Genomic DNA, 25,001 nt, shown 5'->3' on the forward strand with positions numbered 1-25,001 from the left:
CAGTACGATACATCTGACTGTGATATAAGTATATCACACTGCGATATACTTGTCAATACCTCCGTATGAAATTGTCATAATGCACAATAAACTCTTGCTTCAATTGTGCAGATAATAAAAAAGCTCCCCTTTCGGGGAGCTTTCGGTTTATTTATGCCTTGTTAGGATCAAGATTTGAGATCTTGTGGAGCAGGAACTCCTGAATGCGGAGGGCGTCATTAGAGGTAAGTCCCTCTGTAGACTTGTCAACGTCGCCGTTGATCTTGCCCTGATCCTTCAGGTGCTTGCTGTCGCTGCCCTTGAGACCGTACTTGTCGGGGTTTGCAAGGCTCTGCATGATGAGGATAGCGTCTGCCAGCTCTACCTTGCCGTCGCAGTTTGTATCGCCGTAGAGTACATTGTCATTGACGGGAGCAGTGGTTGTTGTTGTCGTAGTTGTGGGATCAACAACGGGAGCTGTTGTAGTAGTAGTTGTTGTTGTTGTAGGCTCGGGAGCTGTAGTTGTAGTGGTAGTTGTTACGATGGGCTTTGTGGTAGTTGTGGTCTTGGGAGTATCGCTGCCTGTGCCGCCCATGCCGTCAGCCTTTGTGCCATCGGGCTCCTCACCGTAGTAGAGCTTTCCGTTGATGTAAACGGGAACATAAGGTGACATTACGCCCTTGGCAGAGCCGTCTGCACCTGTTGTGGTCTTGCCCAGTGCCTTTGCGGAGAAGTCGTTTGATGAATCCCAGCCGCTGCCGTAATCGGGCATTACGAATGCGATGAGCTCCTCACACTGCTGCTGTCCTTCAGAGATAGGAAGAACAACACGGCCGTCAGGGAATGTGACCTCGATGTAGTAGATATTGCCGCTGTACTGGATAGGCTTTGAGATCTCGGCAGCCTTATAGCCCTTGCCTGCGTACATACCTGCCTGGTCGCGGTCGCAGCGGATGACCAGATCCTCGGGCTTCTTGCCTGCTGCGATGACCTCGCTGAGGTCCATGAAGTATCTGAATGAAAGATTGTCCTGAACTCTTGCAGGCCAAGCGGAGTGGTTAGTCATCTTGAAGCTGACTGTCTGTCCGCTGGCGTCGCTGCCCTTTGAGAGCACCTCAACGTAGAACTCGGGACCGTCGTGCTTTTCGGGCTGAGGGAATGAAGGATCCTTTGTGCCGCCGTACTTGTCGATCATCTTACAGAGCATAGCTGTAAAGCCTGCGTTATAGTCTGTAGCCACCTCGTTGTTGATGAAGTCTTCACGGTTGTCTGTATATGAGCCGTCCTGTGCAGGACCTCCTACGAGAGCTCCGTAAAGGATATGACGTGTATAACCGGGATCATAAACAGAGTTCTTCCATGAACCGTGAGCTGTACGGTGGTGAGGATTCTGGGGATACTTATCGCCGAAGCCTACCACATAGCTCTGCTTGTTCGGGTTATCACCGAGAGCATAATTTACCTGAGTCTCGGCAAAATCTGCATATGTAGCAGCCTCTGACTTGAGTATTGTGTCTCCTGCTACTGTAGCAATGAATGCTGATGTATTTGCATATCTGAGACAGCCCCAGGTATCCAGCCAGCGAAGTCCGCCGGGGATCTTCTTTGCTTCGTCGCCGTTTACCCAACGGTCGCAGTGCTTCTTGACGTGCTTGATAGCGTCAGTGTCGTTTGTATTTATAGCATAGAGCAGCATAGCGCCCTGAAGGTTATCGTCCCAGCAGTGTGACCAGCCGTAAGCTATTACATCACCTTCACCGAGCATCTTGCCCAGATTGGGGATAAAGCTCTTTGCATCGTCAAGGTAGGATGAATCGCCTGTTGCGATATACAGCCAGTTTGCAGCGTAGAAGAGCTGATCATAGCAGTGATGTGACATATAGAAGCCCTGAGCATCGCTCTCATTGTAAACATCGTCGCTTGGTGATGACTTGGCAAGCTTGTACATACTCTCTGCGTGCTTTATGTAATCAGCCTTCTTTGAAGCCGATACAGAGCCGTCAAGTGCAGCTGCGCCTGATGCAAGTGCCGCAGCCATTTCAGCGATGACCGCACAGCAGCCCTTTGAGCCCTTCAGAGCTGCACGAGCCTCTGCGATAGAATGGGAATTGTCCTCCATACCGTATTCAAGCAGCTCAACGGGGCCCCACCATGTGTGGTCGTGCTTACCGATACCTACCTGATAAACTACCTCGGTGCCCTTGTCGCAGTCAACGAAATAGTCAAGAACGAATTCCAGATTGTTCTCATATGTTGTTTTCAGTCCTGCCTTCTCAACGCCGTCCGGATACTGATAGAGACCCCATGCCAGCATAGAAGCTGAATAAGCCATAGGAAGATTGAACTTTACATGGTCTCCTGCATCGTACCAGCCTCCGAGAACGGGATCCTGCATAGCAGAATCTGCCTTCCACTCAACGCGGTTCCATTCAGGCAGAGGACCTGCCTGCTGTGCCTCATAGAAGAACAGTGATTTGTCCAGTGCGTCTGCGTAATTGAACTTGCTGTCAGCGGCTGCCGCATTGTTCATATTTGCGGGCATTGCGGTCACTGAGCCGGAAGCAAGCAGGACAGCAGCTAAGATGCTGCTTGTCAGTTTTTTCAGCATAGTAAAACTCTCCTCTCAATTTTTATTGCTCCGTAAAGAGCGGAGCTTCCTCACGAGTATACCATAGCTATACATCTTAAATTATGCCATATATCCGCAGAAATGTCAAGTGGAGAGCAGGCTGAAAAAGGCTTTATACCGTCAGAAGCAGGGTGATTTTATAGCAATAGCCAAAACGGGGCACCCATTTTTGTACATTGTGACAGCATTATCATAAATGACAAAAAATGAAAAGTATGATATAATGTAATCAATGTATGACATAGGGAGTTCAAGCTATATGAAGAAATTAATTATACTTATTCCCCTGCTTGCAGTTATGCTGGGCGTCCTTGCTGTTCCTGTAAGAGGACGGGCACTGGACTTCGGCGACTTCGCAGGCGACTCTGACTGGGGCGACGATGACTGGGATGACGATGATGACTGGGATGACGATGATGACTGGGACGATGATGATGACTGGGACGATGATGATGACTGGGACGATGATGATGACGATTATTGGGACGATGATGATGATGACGGACACGGGAGCTCACACAGAAGCAGCGGAACCTCCGACGAAGCATCTCCCGCAGAGATCGCCATGTTAGCAGCGGTCTCAGGCGCAATTGTCGTTCGCTACAGTTTACACTCTTCCAAAACATATCGCCGCGCAAAGGAGAACCGACGCCGCAACAGAGCTGCCAAACGGCATGAGATGGAGAAAAACGAAATGATACTTCGTCAGCAGGCAGAATCTCTCGATCCGATCGGCAGATACCTTGAGGTGGAGCCCTCATTCTCTCAGGAGGAGATGAAGGCCCTTCTCGCCGATATTTATGTAAAGTTCCAGAAGGCATGGCAGGCTAAGGACCTGTCCCCTATAAGGAAGTACATGACAGAGGGATACTATTCACAGATGGATATGCAGGTGGATAAGTACCGCAAGAAGGGGCAGACCAACCATGTGGACGATATAAAGGTGCTCAACGTGGAGCTTCTTGGCTGGAAGCAGGAGGGCAGCACCAATATCATCACCGCAAGGATAATGGCAAGGATAATCGACTACGTCACCGACGACAATACAGGCTCGCTTGTCAGGGGCAACAAGCATGACAAGAAGCTCATGACCTATGAGTGGCAGCTGGTAAAGAGCGCACCTGACAGATCTGCGGATATACCTAAGATATGTCCTCACTGCGGTGCAAAACTCGATATGAACCGTTCAGGCGTATGCGAGTTCTGCGGCTCTGAGGTCACATCTGACAGCTTCGACTGGGCTGTAAGGAATATAAAGGGCATTTCTCAGAAAACGCTCTGATAACATTTATGATATAGGGGGTATTCAAATGAAAAAGATATTAAGACTCATTCCCGTGATAGCTCTTATACTGGGACTTATGATAGTTCCAATGAGGAGCCGCGCACTTGATTTCGGCGACTTCTCGGGTGACTCCGACTACGGCGGAGGCTGGGACAGCGGCGGTTGGGACAGCGGCGGCTGGGACGACGATGACGACTACTCCTACAGCGGAGGAAGCTACAGCGGCAGCTCATCAGACGGCGGTGATCTTTTCTTCATCCTTATCATTGTCGGAGCCATCATTATCATCAATCTGGTAAAAGGCGCATCATCGAAAGGCACTCCGCCGCGGCAGAATGTCTACCGTCAGCCCACAGTTCCCGCGCTTTCGCCTATAACCGACTACATAATGCAGGACAGCGCATTCTCGCCCTCTGAGTTCAAGGAGAAGCTCTCAAACCTCTATGTGAGAATGCAGAACCAGTGGCAGAAAAAGGATATATCCTCTCTCCGCCCCTACTTTACCGACGCCTTCTATGCGCAGATGGACAGACAGCTCCAGTACTACCGCATGAACAACCAGACCAACTATGTAGAGCGTATCGCCGTTCTGGGCGTTGAACTCCTGGGCTGGAAGCGTGAGGGCAATATGGACGTAATGGTTGCCCGTCTCAACACAAGGATAGTTGACTACGTAAAGGACGACCGCACAAGCAATATCCTCCGCGGAAGCAACACCAGGGAAAAGTTCATGACCTATGAGTGGGAGCTGGTAAGGACTACGGGAGTCACCACCGCGCGTTCAACAGGTATGACCTCACAGACCTGTCCCTACTGCGGAGCAAATGTGGATATAAACCACTCTGCGGTATGTGAATACTGCGGCTCTGTGCTCCACACAGATACCTTTGACTGGGCTGTGAACTCCATAAAGGGCATCTCTCAGAGAACAGTCTGAGTAAATCATTCAGGAGAATATAAATGAAAAAAACATTCACCTTCATACCATTGACAGCTCTTATAACCACACTTCTGACAACTCCCGCAAATGCCTGCGCTATAGGCTCCGGGGGAGCTCCTGACCGCAGAAGCACTGTCAGTCTCATCTTTGAAGACGATCCCGAAATATTATTTATACTGATCCTTTTCGTCGTATTCATTGTAAAGGCGATCAGCGGGGTCATCAAATTACGATCGGATTCACCTGCCAGGATCCATGTGGAAGAACAGATCCAGGCAGCTATTCCCGAGCTTTCCCCCATAAATGACTACATAAGGTACGACAGCTCCTTTGCACCCTCGGAGTTCAAGGAGAAGCTCTCAAACCTCTATGTACAGCTTCAGAACAACTGGCAGAAGAAGGACCTGTCTCCTCTCCGCCCCTACTTTACCGAAGAATTATATGATCAGATGGACAGACAGCTTCAGCGCTTCCGCGACAGCCATGTGACCAACTGTATAGAGCGCATAGCAGTTCTTGGCGTTGACATTATGGGCTGGAAGCGTGAAAATGATACAGACGTCATAAAAGCCCGACTGAATACAAGGACAGTGGACTATGTAAAGAACGACCGCACCGGCGCTGTCATCCGCGGAAGCGACAAGAAGGAGAAGTTCGTCACCTACGAATGGACACTGGTAAGAAAAACAGGCACTTCCACAAAAAGGCTGACGGGCACGGTCTCGCTGACCTGCCCTTACTGCGGCGCAAACGTGGACATTGAACACTCTGCGGTATGCGATTACTGCGGCTCCGTACTCCACAATGATACCTTCGCCTGGGCGCTGAGCAATATCAGGAGCATCTCACAATAAACACGGGAGGATATAATGGAAATATTCTTTTTACTGCAATTCATGCTGGGGCCTATAGCCTTTATAGTAGTTACTGTTTTACTCTTAGTCAAGCAGTTTACACCAGGTCCCGACTCTCCATACAGGGCAGTTGGAGTGAACAACAATTTGAACCAGTTTCTGGTATATGACGCTTCATTCTCGCCTGAAGAGTTTCTGGATTTTGCCAGGGAATTCTATCAGGAGTACAGGGACTGTATTCAGTACAAGGACATGGAAAAGCTTCGTACCATGGTGTCGGGAGCGCTGTATACGCAGCTTGAGACACAGATAGACGAGCTCCGCAGGAAGGGGCAGACCCTTCATACGGGAAGGATAAAATACGGCGATGTTATGATAATGGGCTGGAGACACGAAAGGAACAGAGATGTGCTGCCCGTAAAAATGAAGGCAGAGTACTGCGAATTCACCACCGATGATGTTACAGGCGAGGTGGTGAGCGGAGACAAGACCGTTCCCGAGATACTGGATCTCACCCTGGAATTCGCCAGAGCATCCTACACCCGTTCCGTGGACTTCATCGAAAAAAAGCAGGTGACCTGCCCCAAGTGCGGAGCGAAATACTCAATGGAGCAGGAGGGCGAATGCCCCTACTGCGGCAATATCATAAAGTCGGCAAGATTTGACTGGATACTCAGCAATCTCAGAATAAACCCGCTCTTAACACCACCTGCCGAAAACTAAAGACAAATCAGACAGGCTTCCGATACGTCGGGAGCCTTGACTACAGGAGGGAAAAATGGGAAATCGTCTGCTTATATGCGACAGCTCCCCTGCTGTCGGCAGGCTGATCGCTCTCAGACTGAGAAATATGGGGATCGCATCGGAATGCTGCCGCCCTTCGTTGCAGGCAATAGCGAAAAGGTATGATCCTGCGGTACACAAAGCTGTGCTGCTGTTCACCTACCGTGCCGATGAAAGGCTCCTTAAATTCATAAGGCAGGCAGCAGATAACGGCAGCACTGTCTTTGCGGGACTTTACTCGCCCTCTGCTGCCCTGGGGAAAAGCATTAAAAATGCAGGAGCCGCAGTCACATTCCTTATGCCCTGCCCGCCTGAGGAGATATGCAGCCGTATCCTGCTAAGGCTTGAGACTGCAAACTCGACGGCTGAGCGTATAGAGCTGATACTCGCTGAGGCAGGCTTCCCGCGCAATCTCAGCGGATTTTACTACCTTGCAAAGGCTGCGGAGCTCTGCACCGCGGATCCCGCAAGGATATGGGGAGGAATGGGCGGTATCTATGAGGAGACTGCCGTGGCTTTTTCCACTTCCCCTTCACTCGTGGAAAGGTCTATCCGCAATCTGAGCGCACATATCGCCGAAAACGGCGCCCTCATGCGGCTCACCAACGGTATGCTCTGCGAAAAGCTCACAAATACCGAGCTTATCTGCGCGGTCTGTGATATTTTTTCAAGACTGTAAAATATGTATATAAGAAAGTTTACTGAGTTTAAAAAAATAACGGAATTCGATTGACATTTTCCGCTGTTTGCGGTATAATTAACTTAATATAATGTTTGATACGGAAGGAAGGTATTAAAACAATGGCTAACGAAAAAAATCCGAAAGTCCTCATAGTTGACGATGACAAAAATATATGCGATCTCCTCAGACTTTATCTCGAAAAGGACGGATACAGCGTCCTCTTATGCCATGACGGCGATGACGCTGTCGTTAAATTCAAGGCTCTGAGCCCCGATATGGTGCTTCTCGATATTATGCTCCCCGGAAAGGACGGCTGGCAGGTATGCCGCGAGATCAGAAAGATCTCAAACGTTCCGATCATTATGATAACCGCCAAGGGCGAGACCATCGACAAGGTCATCGGTCTTGAGCTGGGCGCTGATGACTATATAGTAAAGCCCTTCGACGCAAAGGAGGTAATCGCCCGTATCAACGCCGTTACACGCCGTGTAGGCACAGGTATGGCTGAGCCCGAGTCAAAGGAAGTACACTATGACAAGCTCTCTGTCAATATGGACAGCTATGAGCTTAAGGTCAACGGCAAGAATATCGATACTCCCCCAAAGGAGCTTGAGCTTCTCTATTACCTTGCTTCCAATCCCAACAGAGTTTATACCCGCGACCAGCTCCTCGATGAGGTCTGGGGCTTCGAGTATTACGGCGACTCCAGGACCATCGACGTTCATATCAAACGTCTCCGCGAAAAGCTGGAGGGAGTTTCCGATAAGTGGACCCTCAAGACTGTCTGGGGCGTCGGCTACAAATTTGAAGCGGAAGAAGAGGAATAAGCTCTCATTAACTTCAAAGCATAAAGGGGACGCTCAGTCCCCTTATTTTGTATGAGGTGATAACTTTTGAAATCCAGAAAAAGCTCTTATGACAAGCTTTTCATATTTATCGCTGTTATACTCCTGTCGCTGAATATAGTCATAGGCGTGGTGCTCATCACCATAAGCTCGGCGGTGTACAAGTCCACCAAGCTGGACGAGCTCCAGTCCATAGGCGACCTGTTCATCAGCTGTATGCAGGACAACTACACCGAGACCAGGGACACCCGTTCCGAGACCACCAAGAACCTCCATAAGAAGTTCTCATCGAAATATCATCTGATGATCTATATCTACGACGAGAACGGCAACTGCGTGCTCTCCGATGCGGACTACCGCGAGGACCCCAAAAAGGTGGTAAAGAACAGCTCCAAAATGACTGTGTCAGAGGTGGAAAGCCTGAGCCAAAAGGACTTTCTCGACATAGAGAGCAGCAATATCTCCGCCAATGAGCCCTATATGCTCTACGGCACCTGCTTCTTCCTCAGCGGCGAGAATGACCTGGTACCTTCGAGAATGTTCGCCAAGATATACGCAAAATCAAGCGACATCAATTCATTCTCGGTAAAGATAGCTGTGTTCTACACCCTGTTCTGCCTGCTGAGCCTTGTCGTACAGCTCTTCCTCATAAGGCGCAGGTTCAATAAGCTCTCCGCCTATGAGAACGAATTCAGGCGAATAAGCGAGATGTATGCAAAGCGTGACTTCTCCGAGAAGATACCTACAGACGTTCCCTATACCACCCCCGAGATCGCTGACTACGTCAACGCTGTGGCTGCGGACGTCGCAAAGAGCGAGGAGACCAGCAAGACCTTCATCGCCAATGTTTCCCACGAGCTTAGAACTCCTATCACTACCATAGGCGGCTTCGTGGACGGTATCCTTGACGGTACTATCCCCAAGACCAGACAGAATGAGTATCTCGTCCTTGTTTCCAAGGAGATAAAGCGCCTCCGCATACTCATCTCCTCAATGCTCAATATGTCGCGCTTTGAGACAGGTACCCTCAGACCTAATTTCCGCGACGTGAACCTGACAGAGATAGTTATCCAGACCGTCCTCATGTTTGAGAAGAAGATAGAGGACAAGAACCTGGAGGTAGAGGGCCTCGGCAGCGAGCGTATGTCCGCAGAGGTTGACCCCGACCTTATCCAACAGGTAGTTTACAACCTGGTTGAAAATGCCGTAAAATTCATAAACACAGGCGGTACTCTCTCATTCAGATTTGAGCGCTCCATAAACGGCATATGTACCATAGGCATAAAGAATACGGGCGAGGGTCTCAAGAACGACGAGATCTCACAGGTATTCGACCGCTTCTACAAGACCGATTCCTCCCGCGGCAAGGACACCACGGGTCTGGGTCTGGCAATATCACGAAAGATAGTTCATCTCCACCACGGTCACATCGTTGTAAAGAGCGTGTACGGAGAATATACGGAGTTTCTCATTCAGATACCCGAGAAACAGCCTAAAAAGAAAGGATAATCAATGGACGAAAGAGATAATTTATACGGCAGCAGCTCTCAGCAGCCCTATGTACCGAAGCATGAGAAGCCTGCCGCGGAAAGCTCCTATAACAGCTATGGAAGCTCTCAGCACAGCTACGGTCAGCAGCAGTCCGCAGCCTATGAGCAGAAGAACACAGGCTACGGTCAGTCCTCCTCAAACAGCTACGGCAGCTCTCAGCAGGGCTACGGGCAGCAGCCTCAGCAGCAGACGGGCTATCCCCGTCAGAGCAGCGGCTACGATCAGCAGAACGGCTATCCCCGTCAGGACGGAGGCTATCAGCAGCAGCCGTCAGGCGGCTATAATCAGAGCTATAATCAGCAGAATACAGGCTACGGTCAGCCCGGCTATAATCAGCCCCGCCGTCCCGTATACGATAAATTCATGTATGAGCCAATAGGCTTTGAGGAGCTTGAGAAAAACTCTCCCGCAATGAGCTTCCCCGATAATGAGCAGCTCCGCGAGAAGAACAACTCCACTATAAAGAAGCTGTTCATCATTCTCCTTATATTTACCGCAGGCCTCGGCATTTTCGGGATCGTACACGATATAATCGCCAGCGACAGCATAGTGGATCAGATAGGCTCTCCTCAGGCTGTGGTGCTCTATAAGGAGCACAAGCCCGACGGCGCCAACGATGCGGAAAAATACAAGGACGCAAGCGGAAAATACACTCCCGAGGGCGCTGCTGCTCTCGTAAGACCCTCCATCGTCAAGATATACACATACGCGGACTACTCAGGCTACACTGCAAAGCGTCCCCTGGGCACAGGCTCGGGCATTGTCCTCAACGAGGACGGATATATCGTTACAAATGCCCATGTGCTTGAGGCAGAGGGCTACCACAGGATAGAGACCATGGACGGCGATTTCTACGACGCCAAGGTCATAGGCAGAGACGCAAAGACCGATATTGCGGTCATAAAGGTAAATGCCGAGGGACTTGTCCCCGCTGTTCTGGGCGACTCTGACGAGGCTGTTGTGGGCGAGACCGTTATCGCTATCGGTAACCCCGCAAACCTTGCCAGCACCGTCACCGACGGTATCGTGTCCGCAGTCAACCGTAAGATAAGAAGCGATTCCTCGGGCTTTGAGATGGACTGTATCCAGACCAATGCCGAGATAAGCCCCGGTAACTCCGGCGGTGCTCTGGTAAATATGTACGGTCAGGTAATCGGTATAACTTCATCCAAATACGTCAGCAACGACCTTGAGGGTCTGGGCTTCGCTATCACTATCAACGAGGCTTATCCCGTTATCGAGGAGCTTGCAAAGAACGGCTTCGTTGCAGGACGCTTCAGGATAGGTATCCAGCTCATAGATATGGCTTCCGAGGCTAAGCTCCAGACCATTGAGGATAAGCTGGGCTACGAGCTTCCCGAGGACTTCAGAGGCGTTTACATCGAGAAGGTGGACAAGGACGCCGACATCGCCAACACCGAGCTCAAGGAGGGCGACTTCATCTGCGAGATAAACGGCAAGACCGTCACCACCTATGATGAGCTCTATGACACCATAAGCAGCCAGTACGAAGCCGGCGACAAGGTGCCTGCCACCTGCGCTCACGTCGGCAAGGACGGCACCGTGAGATACTACAAGATAGAGTTCAAGCTCATGGAGGATACCTCTGGCAACTATTGATCTGTAAGACCCTTCGGGCGTTTTGAGTTAACGCCTGCAACTCCCCCTGCTGCACCGCATATGGTCAGCAGGAGGAGTTTTTTTATGCCGGGAAGCTCCCCAAAAAGCACTATCCCCGCGGCTGCAATGATCGTATACATCAGAGCGCCGCAGAGAGAGCCGCCGTAGAGCCCTCTCCTGCGCCTGTAACTGCCGTAGACGTAGGCTCCCGCACATGAACCTGCCCCGAGAGAAAAGCCTGCAAAGGCTGCGGTGAGCCCTATATCTCCCATGATATAATATATGACCGCCGCAGACATTACCGCTGCCGCTGCTGTACAGGCAAGTCCGCAGCACACCGCTGCTGCCATGCTGAGGAAGCCGTTTGCCCACAGGCTTTTTCTGTGTCTGCGCATAAAAAACCTCCGTCATAGAATTCTGTGTAATTCTATGCGGAGGTTTTTGTTTTTATTCTTCTTCGTCGTCCTTCTTCTTGTTTTTCTTCTTGGACTTCTTATCTGCCTCGTCGTCATCATCATCGTCAACCACAGCGGCAGAAGCAACAGCTGCTGACTTCTTGCCGGAAGCCTTGGCTTCCTTGAGACGCTCTGCTGCGGAAACGTTCTCGGTGATAGCCCAGTTCTTTATTCTGAGCTTGTGCTTTGCGCCGCCTGTCTCGATAACGACTGTATCCTCGCCCACGCTTACAACGATACCAACGATACCGCCGCCTGTAACGATCTCATCGCCTACCTGAAGGCTTTCCTGCATCTCCTTGAGTTCTCTGTCGCGCTTCTTCTGGGGTCTGATAGCCATGAAGTAGAGCAGCACGAACATAACGATGAGCATAAGGGGCATTGAGAGAAGGCTGCCCATACCGGGCTGCTGACCGTTTCCTGCGCCTGCTTCGCCCTCAGCGAAAGCATTGAGAGCAGTAGAACCTGCCATAGCCATTGTACATACAGCTGCGGCAAGAGAGGTAAATATCTTCTTATTCATGTTATTTCTCCTATCGTTCGGGATTGTATTTCATACAATGGATATTATATCACATCTCGGTGAGTTTTGCAAGTACTTTTTCACCGATTTTCCGCATTTTTTATAGGCATATCGCAAAAAAGAGCCGCTCCCATTACGGGAACGGCTCCTGTCGTTATATCTCTGATCAAACGAGCTTGATGATAGCCATTTCAGCGGCGTCACCGCGGCGGGGACCGATCTTAACGATCTGTGTGTAACCACCGTTTCTCTCTGCATACTTGGGAGCGATCTCGTCGATAAGCTTCTTAGCAACGGACTCCTTTGTAATGTAAGAGAACACCTGACGCTTGGAGTGCAGATCATCATTTTTACCGATAGTGATCATTTTTTCTGCAACTGCACGAACTTCCTTAGCTCTTGTAACGGTAGTTTCGATCTGACCGTTCTCAAGCAGGAAAGTAACCATGCCTCTGAGCATAGCCTTTCTATGATCAGATGTTCTGCCCAGTTTTCTTGTACCCGGCATTGTATTCACTCCTTTTTATAGTGGTGCGCTAAACGCACGTTTTATGGTTTATTCCTCTTCAGAGGAGAGGTCAAAGCCCAGTGACTGGAGCTTCTCCTTGACCTCATCGAAGGACTTCTTTCCAAGGTTTCTAACCTTCATCATTTCTTCCTCAGACTTATTGATCAAGTCATCTACGGTATTGATACCTGCACGCTTCAGACAATTGAAGGAACGTACAGATAAGTCAAGATCCTCAATGGTCATCTCAAGGATTTTTTCCTTACCCTTCTCATCCTTTTCAACAAGGACCTCAGCCAGTCCTGCCTCTTCTGAGAGGTCGATGAACAGCTTCAGATGCTCGTTGAGGAGATTGGCTGCCTGTGATAAAGCTTCCTTAGCGGAGATGGTACCGTCTGTCCATACCTCCATGGTAAGCTTATCATAGTCGGTGACCTGACCGAGTCGTGTATCCTCTACGGTGTAATTCACCTTAAGAACAGGAGTATAGATGCTGTCTACGGCGATAACGTCAACGGGGAGGTTGATCTGCTTCTTGTTTCTTTCTGCGGAAACGTAGCCTCTTCCTCTGTCGATGGTGATCTCCATATAGAGCTTTGCGTCCTTACCCAGTGTAGCGATGTGCATACCGGGGTCGAGGATATTCACCTCAGAGTCGGTTTTTATATCGCCGGCAGTAATTTCACATTCGCCCTCTGCCTCTATATATACTGTCTTAGGGCCTTCGCCGTAAAGCTTAGCCGTCAGTCCTTTAATACTGAGGATTATTTCGGTAACGTCTTCTTTTACGCCCGGAATAGTTGACAACTCATGGTGTACTGTACCATCCTTGCCCGAAAGCTTTACAGATGTTACAGCCACACCCGGAAGTGAGGAGAGCAGCACACGTCTGAGGCTGTTTCCAAGTGTAATACCGTATCCACGCTCCAGCGGTGCTAAAACGAATTTGCCGTATTTGCCGTCACTTTTAAGCTCGACGATCTCAATATCAGGCTTATTAATTTTTTCCAGCATAAAAACCCTCCTATTTCGCAATTAATGTTGATTTCGAATACTGACGCTTCAAGTAGATCCCTTTGATTACTTGGAGTACAGCTCGACGATGAGGTGAGTAGCTACCTCGTAGTCAATATCCTCAGCTGAGGGAAGACGATTTACTGTAGCGGAGAAGTCATCCTTGTTAGCTGTGAGCCATACAGGAACGAGTCTGTCCTTGGTCTCTTCTACTGTAGCCTTGAACTTCTCGGAAGTTCTGTCCTTTTCTCTGAGGGCGATAACGTCGCCAACCTTAACTCTATAGGAAGGAATGTTTACCTTCTTGCCGTTTACTGTATAGTGGCTGTGTACAACGAGCTGTCTTGCTTCTCTTCTTGTGAGAGCCAGGCCCATTCTGTATACAACACTGTCGAGTCTGGATTCGAGACAAGTGATAAGGTTATCACCGGCCTTACCCTCCATCTTCTCAGCGATCGCAAAGTAGTGTCTGAACTGCTTTTCGAGTACGCCGTAGATGAACTTCAGCTTCTGCTTTTCTTTCAGCTGAAGACCGTATTCAGAGATCTTCTTTCTGTTGTTTGCGTTCTTGAAACGGATTGACTCCTTCTTGGAAACGCCCATAACAGCGGGGCTGATGCCCAGATATCTGCACTTCTTAAGAATTGGTTCCTTCTGTACTGCCATTTTAATACACCTCCAATTTGATCAGACACGACGTCTCTTAGGCGGACGGCAGCCATTGTGCGGGATAGGTGTTACATCCTTGATCATTCTTACCTCAAGGCCTACAGTCTGAAGTGCTCTGATAGCTGCTTCACGACCTGCACCGGGTCCCTTTACGTATACTTCAACATTCTTGAGGCCGTGCTCCATAGCAGCCTTTGCAGCTGTCTCAGCAGCAGTCTGTGCTGCGAAAGGAGTTGACTTCTTTGAGCCTCTGAAGCCGAGTTCGCCTGCGCTTGCCCAAGAGATAGCGTTTCCGGCTGTATCTGTGATCGTAACGATCGTGTTATTGAAAGTGGACTGGATATGAACAGCGCCGCTTTCGATATTCTTACGTTCTCTACGTCTTCTGACAGTAGTAACTTTTTTACCCTTCTGCTGTGCCAAAGCTCATGACCTCCTTACTTCTTCTTGTTAGCGATAGTCTTTACAGGGCCCTTGCGGGTTCTTGCGTTTGTCTTTGTTCTCTGTCCTCTTACGGGGAGACCCTTACGGTGACGAACGCCTCTGTAGCAGCCTATTTCAACAAGTCTCTTGATGTTAAGAGCAACTTCACGGCGGAGGTCACCCTCAACTGTGTAATGCTCATCGATATAATCACGAAGCTTAGCTACATCCTCTTCAGCGAGATCCTTGACTCTTATGTCAGGGTCAACGCCTGTTGCTGCGAGGATATTTGTTGCAGTCTGACGACCGATTCCGTAGATATAAGTGAGACCGATTTCGATTCTCTTATTCTTGGGAAGGTCAACACCGGCTATTCTTGCCATATTATAATTGCACCTCCATTAATGCGCTCGGGGATCAGCCCTGACGCTGCTTATGCTTTGGGTTTTCGCAGATCACCATGATTCTGCCTTTACGTTTAATAACCTTGCACTTTTCGCAAATAGGTTTTACTGAAGGTCTGACTTTCATTGAAAATACCTCCTTTAGCGGATAGCGGATAATTAATATCCTGTATTATTACTTAACGCGCCATGTTATACGGCCCTTTGACAGGTCGTATGGTGACATTTCAAGCTTTACCTTGTCACCGGGTACGATTCTGATATAATTCATTCTGAGCTTGCCCGAAACGTGGGATAATACCTCGTGTCCGTTCTCAAGCTGAACCTTAAACATTGCATTTGGCAGAGCGTCGGTTACAACGCCCTCAACCTCGATTACATCTTCTTTTGACACTTTGAATAACCTCCTTTACTCAGCGCTTCCGAACTGCTTCAGAGCGTTCCTGAGTTTTTTATCAGTTATATCGTTTAGATCGATCATACTGTCTGTAACGCGGATATGCTTTATATTCTTGCGCTTGGGGCTTGAGAGCTTTCTGCTCCTGCCGTCTGCGATAAAGCAATATTTTTCATCGGTACCGACTACTGCGAAGAAGCCTCCGCCGTCTCGTCCCGCCTCCGCTCTTACAACAGAGCCTTTCATCAGCTTCACAATGTTGTCCTCCGTCAGGGCTGTGTCAATATAACGGGACCGTCAGGAGTTATTGCGATCATATGCTCAAAGTGAGCTGAAAGTGAACCACTTTTTGTAACGACTGTCCAGTTGTCCTTCATGACTTTGACGTCGTCTCCCTTGATATTTATCATGGGCTCGATGCAGATGGTCATACCCGCAACCAGTCTGGGTCCGTGACCTGCCTTACCCCAGTTCGGTACTTCGGGTGATTCATGAACTTCTCTGCCGATTCCGTGGCCGCAGTAATTTCTTACGATTCCGTAGCCTCGTGAAGCACAGTACTCTTCAACAGCATGAGAAATATCTCCGACTCTTGCGCCAACCTGAGCCTGAGCTATGCCCTCGTAAAGGCTTTGCTCCGTAACCTCAAGCAATGCTTTAGCTTCATCAGAAATTTTGCCAACAGGGAAGGTCCAGCAGCTGTCTCCGTTGAAGCCCTTGTACGCAGCTCCGGTGTCGATGCTTACTATATCGCCTTCTCTAAGTCTGTGGCTTGCCTTGGGGATACCGTGGATTATCTCCTCGTTTACCGAGATACAAGCGTTCCCGGGAAATCCGTAAAGGCCTTTGAAGCAGGACTTCACGCCGTGGCGGGCATAATACTCGCCGACCAGCTTGTCAACGTCAAGTGTTGACATTCCTGCTCTTAATCTTTCGCCCGCATACCATATTGCGCCGCAGGTAATCCTACCTGCTTCACGCATTATGGCTAATTCGGACTTTGATTTGATAGTTATGCTCATTACTTCTCTACTCCTACTGCCTGCAGAGTGAGCTTAGAAGTATCAGCGACCTCTTCCTGACCGATAACAGTGACAAGCTTGCCCTGCTTCTCGTAATAGTCCTTGAGAGGAGCTGTTTTTTCGTGATAAGTTGCAAGTCTGTCGAGAACGACTTCGGGCTGATCGTCCTTACGAACGATAGTCTTGTCGCCGCACTTATCGCAAACACCCTCGACCTTTGTAGGCTTGTATTCGATATGGTAGGAAGCTCCGCATCCCTGGCAGACTCTTCTGCCCGAGACTCTCTGTTTGATAGTCTCATCGGGAACGCTGATCTCGATAACCTTATCGATCTGGATGTTCATTTTGTCAAGAGCCTCTGCCTGAGGGACCGTTCTCGGGAAACCGTCGAGGATGAAACCGTTTTTGCAGTCGTCCTCAGCGATCCTCTCCTTCAGGATACCGATAACGATATCGTCTGATACGAGAGCACCCGCGTCCATAGCAGCCTTAGCCTTAAGGCCGTACTCTGTGCCGTTCTTGGCGGCTTCGCGGAGGATATTGCCTGTAGAGATCTGAGGAATATTCAGAGCGTCGGAAACAACCTCTGCCTGAGTACCCTTGCCTGCGCCGGGGGCGCCTAAAAAGATAAGGTTCATATGTGTCGGTCCTCCTTTACTGTAAGAAGCCCTTATGATGACGCATCATAAGATGTGATTCAAGTGTTCTTGTAGTTTCAAGCGCAACGCTTACTGCGATAAGGATCGTAGTACCGCCCATTGAAAGTGATCTGAGCTGATCGTCTGCCATCGAGATGAAGATCGGGATAACAGCGATGATACCCAGGAAGATCGCACCCACGAGAGAGATCTTGTTGAGGACTCTCTGGATATAATCGGAAGTGGGCTTACCGGGTCTGATACCGGGGATACCGCCGTTTGACTGACGGAGATTGTTAGCGATCTCAACAGGGTTGTACTGGATCGAAACGTAGAAGTAGTTGAACGCAATGATGAGCAGGAAGTAGATAGCTGCATAGCTCCAGTTTCTTGTGCTGAAGAACTTACAGAAGTGGTAATAGAAACCGCTTGTCTTTGTAGGCTCTCCTGCGAACAGCTGGATGGTCTGGGGAAGAGACATAAACGACATAGCGAAGATGATAGGCATAACGCCGCTCATGATGACCTTTATCGGGATATGTGTCTTCTGTCCGCCGTACTGCTTTCTGCCGACTACGCGCTTAGCATACTGGATCGGGATACGTCTTTCTGCCTCGTTCATGAAGACAATGAAAGCGATCTCCGCGATTATGAATAAGAGATAGCCCAGTGATACGAAGAGGTACTTGCTGGGGTTATCCTTAGTGAGCTTTACGAGAAGGGCTGCGTCGGTGGGGAATCTTGCTGCGATACCTGCAAAGAGGAGCACAGAGATACCGTTTCCGATACCCTTATCGCTGATCCTGTTACCCATCCATACAACGATGAGAGCACCTGCTACGAAGCAAGCGATGATAACGAAGGCTGCGAAAGCGCCCTCTCCGCCGCTGCTGTACTTGAGTGCGTGGAGCACTCCGCCGTCCTCAGCATCAACGTTCATACGCTTGAGTATGAGATAATATCCGTAGGACATTACTACTGCGAGGACCATAGCAACGAATGCTGTGATCTTGTCAATCTTCTTTCTTCCCTCTTCGCCCTCATCGCGCATACGCTCGAGAGGAGGCAGTGCATAAGTCAGCAGCTGCATGATGATGGAAGCGTTGATGAATGGTGTGATCGAAAGTGAAAACATAGTAGCCTGAGACATAGCACCACCGGTGATGGTGTTCATATAGTCCAGGAAGCCTCCGTCGGAAGCCTTTGTATCCATCCATGTCTTTACGACATCGGAATTCAGATAAGGAACTGCTACTGCGCAGCCGAATCTGAACAGGATGATCATGAATAATGTGTATAAGATCTTTTTTCTGATCTCGGGGACGCCCCATGCCTTTCTCAAGGTCTGAAACACATTACATCACCTCTGCTTTCCCGCCAGCCTTTTCTATTTTTTCGATAGCGCTCTGTGAGAATTTAGCAGCCTTTACAGTTAACTTAGCGGAAAGCTCTCCGTTTCCGAGGATCTTTACTCCGTCATAAACCTTCTTAACGAGACCCGAAGCCACGAGAAGCTCTGTGTCTACTACTGTGCCGTCCTTGAACTTGTTAAGATCGGATACGTTAACGATAGCATACTTTGTTGCAAAGATGTTATTGAAGCCTCTCTTAGGGATTCTTCTTGCGAGGGGCATCTGACCGCCTTCAAAGCCGATCCTTACGCCGCCGCCGCTGCGGGCATTCTGACCCTTATGGCCCTTGCCTGCTGTCTTGCCGTTGCCCGAACCGTGGCCTCTGCCTATACGCTTTACAGCCTTGTTTGAATCGAGCGCAGGTGTTAATTCATGTATCTTCATACCGTTGCACCTCCTTGTTTACGCTTCTGTAACCTCAACGAGGTGTGAGATCTTCTTGATTTTTCCGTTTGTCTGCTCATTGTCGGGCTGTGTTGTAACATCTCCGACCTTCTTGAGGCCAAGTGACTGAGCAGTAGCGATCTGGTCCTGCTTTCTACCAATGAGACTCTTTACGAGCTTGATATTCTTTGCCATTTCTTACTGCCTCCTTAACCTAATATTTCCTTAACGGACTTTCCTCTCTTAGCAGCAACATCCTTAGCGGAAGTGCAGTTTACGAGGCCGTCGATTGTAGCTCTTACTACATTGCAGGGGTTATTTGAACGCAGTGACTTTGTTCTGATGTCCTTGATGCCTGCAACTTCGATCACGGCACGGACAGGACCGCCTGCGATAACGCCGGTACCGGGTGCAGCGGGCTTCATGAGAACTCTGCCTGCGCCGAATGCGCCAACGATTTCATGAGGGATAGTAGTACCCTTGAGAGAAACCTTTACAAGGTTCTTCTTTGCGTCCTCGATGCCCTTACGGATTGCATCGGGAACTTCTCCTGACTTTCCGAGACCGAAGCCTACTGTTCCGTTACCGTCGCCGACAACTACCAGTGCGGAGAACTTCATGATGCGTCCGCCCTTAACTGTCTTTGATACACGGTTGATAGCTACGACCTTCTCAACGAACTCAGGAGCCTGTGTTTCAATATTAGCCATTGTTTTACCTCCCTCTTAGAACTTTAATCCGTTTTCACGGGCACCCTCTGCGAGTTCCTTGACTCTGCCGTGGTAGAGGTAGCCGCCTCTGTCGAAAACTACTTCGCTGATTCCCTTATCAGCTGCGTTCTTAGCGATCATCTCGCCGACCTTGCGGGCACCCTCAACGTTGCCGCCGTTGCCCTCAAAGCCCTTATCCATACTTGATGCAGAAGCAAGAGTAACACCGTTTACATCATCGATGAGCTGAGCATAGATGTGCTTTGTTGAACGGAACACATTGAGACGGGGACGCTCGGGAGTTCCTGAGATCTTTGCACGAACTCTGCGGTGTCTCTTTAATCTTGCCTTATTGCTGTCAAATTTCTTAATCATAGCAATTTGCTCCTTTTAATTACTTCTTGCCCTTACCGGCCTTACCTTCCTTGCGGATGATATGCTCGCCTTCGTATCTGATGCCCTTGCCCTTGTAAGGCTCAGGGGGACGCTTTTCGCGAATCTCAGCTGCAAACTGACCTACAGCCTGCTTGTCGATACCGCTTACGATGATCTTGTTGGGCTGGGGAACTTCGAGCTTGATAGCGTCTGTTTCCTCAAGTACAACAGGATGTGAGAAGCCAAGGTTAAGATTTACCTTGTTGCCGCTCTTTGCAGCACGGTAGCCGACACCCTCGATCTCGAGAGTCTTGGAATATCCGTTTGTTACACCCTCAACCATGTTGTTGATAAGTGTTCTTGTAAGACCGTGAAGTGAGCGATGACGCTTGTCGTCGCTGGGTCTTGTAACTGTTATAGTGCCGTTCTCGACCTCTATGCCGAGCTCAGGGCTGAACTGTCTCTTAAGCTCACCCTTAGGTCCCTTTACAGTGAGAAGATTGTTCTCATTCTTTACTTCTACACCTGCAGGAACGCTTATAGGCATTTTACCGATTCTTGACATGATCGATATCCTCCTTACCAGATGTATGCGAGGACCTCGCCGCCGACGTTGAGCTCTCTTGCCTTCTTGTCGGTTACGATTCCCTTTGAAGTTGAAACGATTGCAATACCAAGGCCTTTTCTTACCTTAGGCATATCTGCGCAGCTTGAGTAGATACGCAGACCGGGCTTTGAAACTCTTCTGAGTCCGGTTATAACGGGAGACTTGTTGTCGCCGTATTTAAGCGTGATCCTGATAACACCCTGCTTTCCGTCTTCGATGAGCTGGAAGCCCTTTACATAGCCCTCGTCTACGAGGATCTGTGTGATGTCCTTCTTTACTCTTGAAGCGGGAACGTCAACAGTGGCGTGCTTAGCAGTATTCGCATTGCGAATTCTTGTTAAAAGATCAGCGATTGTATCAGTTATCTGCATGCCGAATGACCTCCTTCTTGTATTTTACCAGCTTGCCTTTTTAACACCAGGAATCTGACCGTCGTGTGCAAGCTCTCTGAAACAGATACGGCAGATGCCGAACTTTCTGAGATATGCGTGCGGTCTGCCACAGATCTTACATCTGTTGTAAGCTCTTGTGGAATACTTGGGAGTTCTCTGCTGCTTATTGATCATTGCCTTCTTAGCCATTTCTTTTCCTCCCTGATTACTTGATGAATGGAGCACCCAGAAGTGAAAGGAGCTCACGAGCTTCTTCATCAGTCTGTGCTGTTGTGATGAAGTTGATATCCATACCTCTTACCTTGTCGATCTTGTCGTACTCGATCTCAGGGAAGATGAGCTGTTCCTTGATACCTGTTGAATAGTTGCCCTTGCCATCGAATGAATTTGCGCTTATTCCTCTGAAGTCACGAACGCGGGGGAACGCAACGTTGAAGAGCTTATTTACGAATTCATACATTCTTTCGCCTCTGAGAGTAACTTTAACGCCGATAGGCATACCCTCACGGAGCTTGAAGTTTGCAACTGACTTCTTAGCTCTGCACACTACAGGCTTCTGACCTGTGATAGCTGCGAGATCGGTCATGATGGCGTCGATGACCTTTGCGTTGTCCTTTGCTTCACCTGCGCCGACATTGATTACAACCTTGTCGAGCTTGGGGATCTGCATTACGCTCTTATAGCCGAACTTCTTCATAAGTGCAGGAGCAACGTCGCTAACATAAAAATCCTTTAAACTTGCCATGTCGTTTCTCCTTTACTATTATTCAAAAGACTTTCCGCACTTCTTGCAAACGCGGAGCTTCTTGCCGTCCTCTACAACGTGGCCGATTCTTGTAGCCTTGCCGCACTTGGGGCAAACAAGCTGTACCTTGCTGGCGTATACGGGAGCCTCTGTTCTGATGATGCCGCCCTTTTCGCCCATTCTTGTAGGCTTAACGTGCTTTGTGATCATGTTGATGCCCTCAACGATGACCTTATCTTCCTTAGGGCTTACCTCTACGACCTTACCGGTCTTTCTGTCGCCCTTGCTGTCGAATTTATCCTCGTACTTGCCGGTGAGAAGGATTACAGTGTCACCGGTTTTAACGTGTACTTTACTCATAATCGAATGACACCTCCATTAAAGAACTTCAGGAGCGAGGCTGAGGATCTTTGTATACTCCTTTTCACGGAGCTCCTTAGCAACGGGCCCGAAGATACGGGTTCCCCTGGGGTTCTTGTCTTCCTTAATAATAACAGCAGCGTTCTCATCGAAGCGGATGTAAGTACCGTCCTCTCTTCTGAGACCCTTTGCTGAACGAACGATAACTGCCTTTACAACATCGCCCTTCTTTACAACGCCTCCGGGTGTTGCTTTCTTAACTGAAGCAACTACGACATCGCCGATATTTGCATATCTTCTGCGTGTACCTCCCAGAACTCTGATACACATAAGCTCCTTAGCGCCAGTGTTATCAGCGACTTTAAGATAAGTCTGCATCTGTATCACAGCGAGTTCCTCCTTTCAAGCTTTAAGCTTCTATCAAAATTACTTAGCCTTTTCAATGATATTTGTCACACGCCATCTCTTATCCTTGGAAAGCGGACGTGTTTCCATAACCTCAACGCGGTCACCGATCCTGCACTCATTGTTTTCATCGTGAGCCTTAAGCTTAACGGTACGCTTGATGATCTTCTTATAAAGCGGGTGTTTAACGTTATCAACGATAGCAACTACGACGGTTTTATCCATCTTATCGCTTACAACCTTACCTACTCTTGTTTTTCTAAGGTTTCTCTCAGTAGACATTAGCTAAATCCTCCCTTTCTTACTGCTGTGCAGCAAGCTCTGCCTCACGCAGAGATGTCTTGATGCGTGCAATATCCTTCTTTACAGCCTTGAGACGAGCTGTATTATCAAGCTGATTTATAGCCAGCTGAAAACGAAGAGCGAAGAGCTCCTCCTTGAGGCTGGCGAGCTTCTCGTTGAGCTCATCAACTGACATTTCTCTGATTTCCGATGCCTTCATTACTGCTCAACCTCCTGCTCTGCCTTTGTTACGAACTTACACTTGATAGGAAGCTTGTGCATAGCGAGACGCATAGCTTCTCTTGCAGTTTCCTCAGCTACGCCCTTGATCTCAAAGAGAACTCTGCCGGGCTTAACTACTGCTACCCAGTACTCGGGTGAACCCTTACCTGAACCCATTCGTGTTTCAGCGGGCTTCTCTGTGATGGGCTTGTCAGGGAAGATCTTGATCCAAACCTGACCGCCTCTCTTGATGTAACGGGTCATTGCGATACGGGCAGACTCGATCTGGTTGGATGTGATCCAAGCAGGCTCAAGTGCCTGAAGACCGTAATCACCGTAAGTTACCTTATTTCCTCTGTATGCCTTACCCTTCAGACGTCCTCTGTGGACTCTGCGGTACTTAACTCTCTTCGGAAGCAGCATTACTGATTACCTCCTTCTCTTTTAGCGTCACGATTGAAATTTCTGTTTCCGCCTCTTCTGTTGCCGTCACGTCTGTCGTCACGGCGGCGTCTGTCATTATTTCTTGTATCGTTCTTGCGCTCGATCTTTTCTCTCTGAGCAGCTGCCTTTGCAGCGTCGCCCTTGAGAACTTCGCCCTTGTAGATCCAAACCTTTACGCCAAGCTTGCCGTAGGTTGTATCAGCCTCTGCGAAACCGTAGTCGATGTCAGCACGGATAGTCTGGAGCGGGATAGTACCCTCGTGGTAGCTCTCGCTTCTTGCGATCTCGGCACCGGCAAGTCTGCCTGAAACCTTGACCTTGATACCCTTTGCGCCAAGACGCATTGTTCTGCCGATAGACTGCTTCATAGCTCTTCTGAATGATACTCTGTTCTCAAGGTCGAGAGCGATCTTCTCTGCTACGAGCTGGCTGTCCATATCGGGCTGCTTTACTTCAATAATGTTGACGAGAACCTGCTTGTTCATCATCTTCTCGAGCTGTGCTCTGAGCTTCTCGATCTCTGCGCCGCCTCTTCCGATAACGATACCGGGCTTAGCGCAGTGGATGTGGATTCTAACCTTATCAGCAAAACGCTCGATCTCGATTCTGGGAACACCTGCAGCATACAGGCTCTTCTTGATGAAGTTACGAACGTTGTAATCCTCTACGAGAGTGTTGCCGAAATCAGACTTATTTGCATACCAGCGAGAATCCCAATCCTTTATAACGCCGACACGAAGACCGTGCGGATTAACTTTCTGGCCCATTCTTCAAACCTCCTTGGGATTATTCTTTTTCTTTAAGAACAACTGTGATGTGTGATGTTCTCTTTAAAATTCTATATGCTCTGCCCTGTGCTCTCGGCATGATTCTCTTCATGATAGGACCGGGTGTTACGAAGCACTCGGAAACTACGAGATTATCCTTATCCATGCTGAAGTTGTTTTCAGCGTTTGCCTGAGCGGACTTAACAAGCTTTGCAACGATAGGGCTTGCAGCCTTAGGAGTAAGATCTAAAGTAGCTAAAGCGAGATCAACAGGCTTGTTTCTGATAAGATCCAGAACAATCTGCACCTTTCTGGGTGATATACGAGCATTTCTTAAATAAGCTCTTGCTTCCATCTCTGAGCTCCTCCTTCCGCTTATTTCTTACCGTTGTTGGATGTCTTTGAGCCTGCGTGGCCCTTGTAAGTTCTTGTAGGAGCAAACTCACCGAGCTTGTGACCTACCATATCCTCTGTTACATATACCGGAACGTGCTTACGACCGTCATGTACAGCAAATGTGTGACCTACAAAGTCAGGGAATATTGTTGAAGAACGGCTCCATGTCTTGAGGACCTTCTTCTCACCTGCTTCATTCATTGCAACGACCCTCTTCAGGAGAACTTCCTGGACATAAGGTCCCTTCTTAATGCTTCTGCTCATTTAATCAGTTCCTCC

General features: G+C 49.0%; 38 protein-coding genes. 8 read left to right on the forward strand and 30 right to left on the reverse strand.

The features are described from left to right. Positions 1-151: 151 nt before the first annotated feature. Positions 152-2,587 (reverse strand): glycoside hydrolase family 9 protein, encoded by a 2,436-nt coding sequence (locus tag T488_RS0101995; protein ID WP_028519349.1) that lies wholly within the window; start codon positions 2,585-2,587, stop codon positions 152-154. Positions 2,588-2,867: 280 nt separating this feature from the next. On the opposite strand from T488_RS0101995, the gene T488_RS19190 reads away from it, so the two are divergent. From T488_RS19190 to T488_RS18525, 8 genes are all read left to right on the forward strand, one after another. Next, positions 2,868-3,890, forward strand: coding sequence for a TIM44-like domain-containing protein (locus T488_RS19190; protein WP_037296820.1), 1,023 nt, complete (start codon positions 2,868-2,870; stop codon positions 3,888-3,890). Positions 3,891-3,918: 28 nt separating this feature from the next. Then, positions 3,919-4,830, forward strand: a complete 912-nt coding sequence (locus tag T488_RS0102005; protein ID WP_028519350.1) for a TIM44-like domain-containing protein — start codon at positions 3,919-3,921, stop codon at positions 4,828-4,830. Between the two features lie 23 nt (positions 4,831-4,853). Continuing rightward, positions 4,854-5,687: a zinc-ribbon domain-containing transport protein gene (locus T488_RS0102010; RefSeq protein WP_028519351.1), complete on the forward strand. Its 834-nt coding sequence runs from the start codon at positions 4,854-4,856 to the stop codon at positions 5,685-5,687. 15 nt (positions 5,688-5,702) lie between these two features. Then, the gene (locus T488_RS0102015) at positions 5,703-6,410 is read left to right on the forward strand and encodes a TIM44-like domain-containing protein (RefSeq protein WP_082320407.1); all 708 of its coding nucleotides are present in this window, start codon (positions 5,703-5,705) and stop codon (positions 6,408-6,410) included. A gap of 55 nt (positions 6,411-6,465) precedes the next feature. Beyond that, entirely contained in the window at positions 6,466-7,149 is a 684-nt protein-coding gene (locus T488_RS0102020) for a sporulation initiation factor Spo0A C-terminal domain-containing protein (protein WP_028519353.1), read from the forward strand. A gap of 122 nt (positions 7,150-7,271) precedes the next feature. Further along, entirely contained in the window at positions 7,272-7,979 is a 708-nt protein-coding gene (locus tag T488_RS0102025) for a response regulator transcription factor (RefSeq protein WP_028519354.1), read from the forward strand. 66 nt (positions 7,980-8,045) lie between these two features. Continuing rightward, positions 8,046-9,506: a sensor histidine kinase gene (locus T488_RS0102030; RefSeq protein ID WP_028519355.1), complete on the forward strand. Its 1,461-nt coding sequence runs from the start codon at positions 8,046-8,048 to the stop codon at positions 9,504-9,506. Positions 9,507-9,509: 3 nt separating this feature from the next. Next, a complete protein-coding gene (locus T488_RS18525; protein ID WP_051536161.1) occupies positions 9,510-11,168 on the forward strand; it encodes a S1C family serine protease in 1,659 nt (552 codons plus the stop codon). Here the strand turns inward: T488_RS18525 and T488_RS0102040 are convergent. The 29 genes from T488_RS0102040 to rpsS form a co-directional block, all read right to left on the reverse strand. Beyond that, positions 11,162-11,563, reverse strand: coding sequence for a TIGR04086 family membrane protein (locus T488_RS0102040; RefSeq protein ID WP_028519356.1), 402 nt, complete (start codon positions 11,561-11,563; stop codon positions 11,162-11,164). The genes T488_RS18525 and T488_RS0102040 overlap by 7 nt on opposite strands. Before the next feature lie 52 nt (positions 11,564-11,615). Continuing rightward, the gene (gene yajC, locus T488_RS0102045) at positions 11,616-12,146 is read right to left on the reverse strand and encodes a preprotein translocase subunit YajC (protein WP_028519357.1); all 531 of its coding nucleotides are present in this window, start codon (positions 12,144-12,146) and stop codon (positions 11,616-11,618) included. Positions 12,147-12,312: 166 nt separating this feature from the next. Next, complete coding sequence (rplQ, locus tag T488_RS0102050) at positions 12,313-12,654, reverse strand: 50S ribosomal protein L17 (protein ID WP_019680124.1); 342 nt, start codon at positions 12,652-12,654, stop codon at positions 12,313-12,315. A gap of 48 nt (positions 12,655-12,702) precedes the next feature. Beyond that, positions 12,703-13,668, reverse strand: a complete 966-nt coding sequence (locus tag T488_RS0102055; RefSeq protein WP_019680123.1) for a DNA-directed RNA polymerase subunit alpha — start codon at positions 13,666-13,668, stop codon at positions 12,703-12,705. A gap of 66 nt (positions 13,669-13,734) precedes the next feature. Next, positions 13,735-14,334: a 30S ribosomal protein S4 gene (gene rpsD, locus T488_RS0102060; protein WP_028519358.1), complete on the reverse strand. Its 600-nt coding sequence runs from the start codon at positions 14,332-14,334 to the stop codon at positions 13,735-13,737. Positions 14,335-14,355: 21 nt separating this feature from the next. After that, a complete protein-coding gene (rpsK, locus tag T488_RS0102065) occupies positions 14,356-14,760 on the reverse strand; it encodes a 30S ribosomal protein S11 (RefSeq protein ID WP_024860931.1) in 405 nt (134 codons plus the stop codon). A 14-nt stretch (positions 14,761-14,774) separates the two neighbouring features. Beyond that, the gene (gene rpsM, locus T488_RS0102070) at positions 14,775-15,143 is read right to left on the reverse strand and encodes a 30S ribosomal protein S13 (RefSeq protein WP_028519359.1); all 369 of its coding nucleotides are present in this window, start codon (positions 15,141-15,143) and stop codon (positions 14,775-14,777) included. A 34-nt stretch (positions 15,144-15,177) separates the two neighbouring features. Continuing rightward, positions 15,178-15,291: a 50S ribosomal protein L36 gene (gene rpmJ / locus T488_RS0102075; RefSeq protein ID WP_009984964.1), complete on the reverse strand. Its 114-nt coding sequence runs from the start codon at positions 15,289-15,291 to the stop codon at positions 15,178-15,180. A 48-nt stretch (positions 15,292-15,339) separates the two neighbouring features. Next, positions 15,340-15,558, reverse strand: coding sequence for a translation initiation factor IF-1 (gene infA / locus T488_RS0102080; protein WP_009984966.1), 219 nt, complete (start codon positions 15,556-15,558; stop codon positions 15,340-15,342). Between the two features lie 15 nt (positions 15,559-15,573). Continuing rightward, positions 15,574-15,807 carry a KOW domain-containing RNA-binding protein gene (locus tag T488_RS0102085; RefSeq protein WP_242838291.1) on the reverse strand — a complete coding sequence of 78 codons (234 nt, stop codon included), beginning with the start codon at positions 15,805-15,807 and terminating at the stop codon, positions 15,574-15,576. Between the two features lie 23 nt (positions 15,808-15,830). Next, positions 15,831-16,583: a type I methionyl aminopeptidase gene (gene map / locus T488_RS0102090; protein ID WP_028519361.1), complete on the reverse strand. Its 753-nt coding sequence runs from the start codon at positions 16,581-16,583 to the stop codon at positions 15,831-15,833. Next, the gene (locus tag T488_RS0102095; protein ID WP_028519362.1) at positions 16,583-17,221 is read right to left on the reverse strand and encodes an adenylate kinase; all 639 of its coding nucleotides are present in this window, start codon (positions 17,219-17,221) and stop codon (positions 16,583-16,585) included. The genes map and T488_RS0102095 overlap by 1 nt, the downstream gene beginning before the upstream one ends. A 16-nt stretch (positions 17,222-17,237) precedes the next feature. Then, a complete protein-coding gene (gene secY / locus T488_RS0102100; protein ID WP_028519363.1) occupies positions 17,238-18,575 on the reverse strand; it encodes a preprotein translocase subunit SecY in 1,338 nt (445 codons plus the stop codon). Position 18,576: 1 nt separating this feature from the next. Further along, positions 18,577-19,017 (reverse strand): 50S ribosomal protein L15, encoded by a 441-nt coding sequence (rplO, locus tag T488_RS0102105; protein WP_028519364.1) that lies wholly within the window; start codon positions 19,015-19,017, stop codon positions 18,577-18,579. An 18-nt stretch (positions 19,018-19,035) separates the two neighbouring features. Further along, positions 19,036-19,212, reverse strand: coding sequence for a 50S ribosomal protein L30 (gene rpmD, locus T488_RS0102110; RefSeq protein ID WP_019680115.1), 177 nt, complete (start codon positions 19,210-19,212; stop codon positions 19,036-19,038). 14 nt (positions 19,213-19,226) lie between these two features. Further along, a complete protein-coding gene (rpsE, locus tag T488_RS0102115) occupies positions 19,227-19,727 on the reverse strand; it encodes a 30S ribosomal protein S5 (protein ID WP_028519365.1) in 501 nt (166 codons plus the stop codon). A gap of 15 nt (positions 19,728-19,742) precedes the next feature. Beyond that, entirely contained in the window at positions 19,743-20,102 is a 360-nt protein-coding gene (gene rplR / locus T488_RS0102120; RefSeq protein ID WP_024860940.1) for a 50S ribosomal protein L18, read from the reverse strand. Positions 20,103-20,121: 19 nt separating this feature from the next. Then, positions 20,122-20,667 carry a 50S ribosomal protein L6 gene (gene rplF, locus T488_RS0102125; protein WP_028519366.1) on the reverse strand — a complete coding sequence of 182 codons (546 nt, stop codon included), beginning with the start codon at positions 20,665-20,667 and terminating at the stop codon, positions 20,122-20,124. Positions 20,668-20,681: 14 nt separating this feature from the next. Continuing rightward, on the reverse strand, positions 20,682-21,080 hold the full coding sequence (gene rpsH / locus T488_RS0102130) for a 30S ribosomal protein S8 (protein ID WP_019680111.1): 399 nt from the start codon (positions 21,078-21,080) through the stop codon (positions 20,682-20,684). Positions 21,081-21,104: 24 nt separating this feature from the next. Beyond that, positions 21,105-21,290, reverse strand: a complete 186-nt coding sequence (locus tag T488_RS0102135; RefSeq protein WP_009984979.1) for a type Z 30S ribosomal protein S14 — start codon at positions 21,288-21,290, stop codon at positions 21,105-21,107. 16 nt (positions 21,291-21,306) lie between these two features. Next, positions 21,307-21,846, reverse strand: a complete 540-nt coding sequence (rplE, locus tag T488_RS0102140; RefSeq protein ID WP_028519367.1) for a 50S ribosomal protein L5 — start codon at positions 21,844-21,846, stop codon at positions 21,307-21,309. Between the two features lie 18 nt (positions 21,847-21,864). Further along, positions 21,865-22,206 (reverse strand): 50S ribosomal protein L24, encoded by a 342-nt coding sequence (gene rplX, locus T488_RS0102145; protein ID WP_028519368.1) that lies wholly within the window; start codon positions 22,204-22,206, stop codon positions 21,865-21,867. Positions 22,207-22,224: 18 nt separating this feature from the next. Beyond that, on the reverse strand, positions 22,225-22,593 hold the full coding sequence (gene rplN / locus T488_RS0102150) for a 50S ribosomal protein L14 (protein ID WP_028519369.1): 369 nt from the start codon (positions 22,591-22,593) through the stop codon (positions 22,225-22,227). A gap of 39 nt (positions 22,594-22,632) precedes the next feature. After that, positions 22,633-22,893: a 30S ribosomal protein S17 gene (gene rpsQ / locus T488_RS0102155; protein WP_019680108.1), complete on the reverse strand. Its 261-nt coding sequence runs from the start codon at positions 22,891-22,893 to the stop codon at positions 22,633-22,635. Positions 22,894-22,912: 19 nt separating this feature from the next. Continuing rightward, positions 22,913-23,113 carry a 50S ribosomal protein L29 gene (gene rpmC / locus T488_RS0102160; protein WP_019680107.1) on the reverse strand — a complete coding sequence of 67 codons (201 nt, stop codon included), beginning with the start codon at positions 23,111-23,113 and terminating at the stop codon, positions 22,913-22,915. Further along, the gene (gene rplP / locus T488_RS0102165) at positions 23,113-23,538 is read right to left on the reverse strand and encodes a 50S ribosomal protein L16 (protein ID WP_019680106.1); all 426 of its coding nucleotides are present in this window, start codon (positions 23,536-23,538) and stop codon (positions 23,113-23,115) included. The genes rpmC and rplP overlap by 1 nt, the downstream gene beginning before the upstream one ends. Beyond that, complete coding sequence (gene rpsC / locus T488_RS0102170; protein WP_028519370.1) at positions 23,538-24,326, reverse strand: 30S ribosomal protein S3; 789 nt, start codon at positions 24,324-24,326, stop codon at positions 23,538-23,540. The genes rplP and rpsC overlap by 1 nt, the downstream gene beginning before the upstream one ends. A gap of 19 nt (positions 24,327-24,345) precedes the next feature. Beyond that, complete coding sequence (rplV, locus tag T488_RS0102175) at positions 24,346-24,681, reverse strand: 50S ribosomal protein L22 (protein WP_019680104.1); 336 nt, start codon at positions 24,679-24,681, stop codon at positions 24,346-24,348. Positions 24,682-24,701: 20 nt separating this feature from the next. Continuing rightward, positions 24,702-24,986, reverse strand: a complete 285-nt coding sequence (rpsS, locus tag T488_RS0102180) for a 30S ribosomal protein S19 (protein WP_009984992.1) — start codon at positions 24,984-24,986, stop codon at positions 24,702-24,704. Between the last annotated feature and the right edge of the window lie 15 nt (positions 24,987-25,001).

The sequence above is a fragment of the Ruminococcus flavefaciens ND2009 genome (assembly GCF_000621785.1).
GTDB lineage: Bacteria > Bacillota > Clostridia > Oscillospirales > Ruminococcaceae > Ruminococcus > Ruminococcus flavefaciens_C.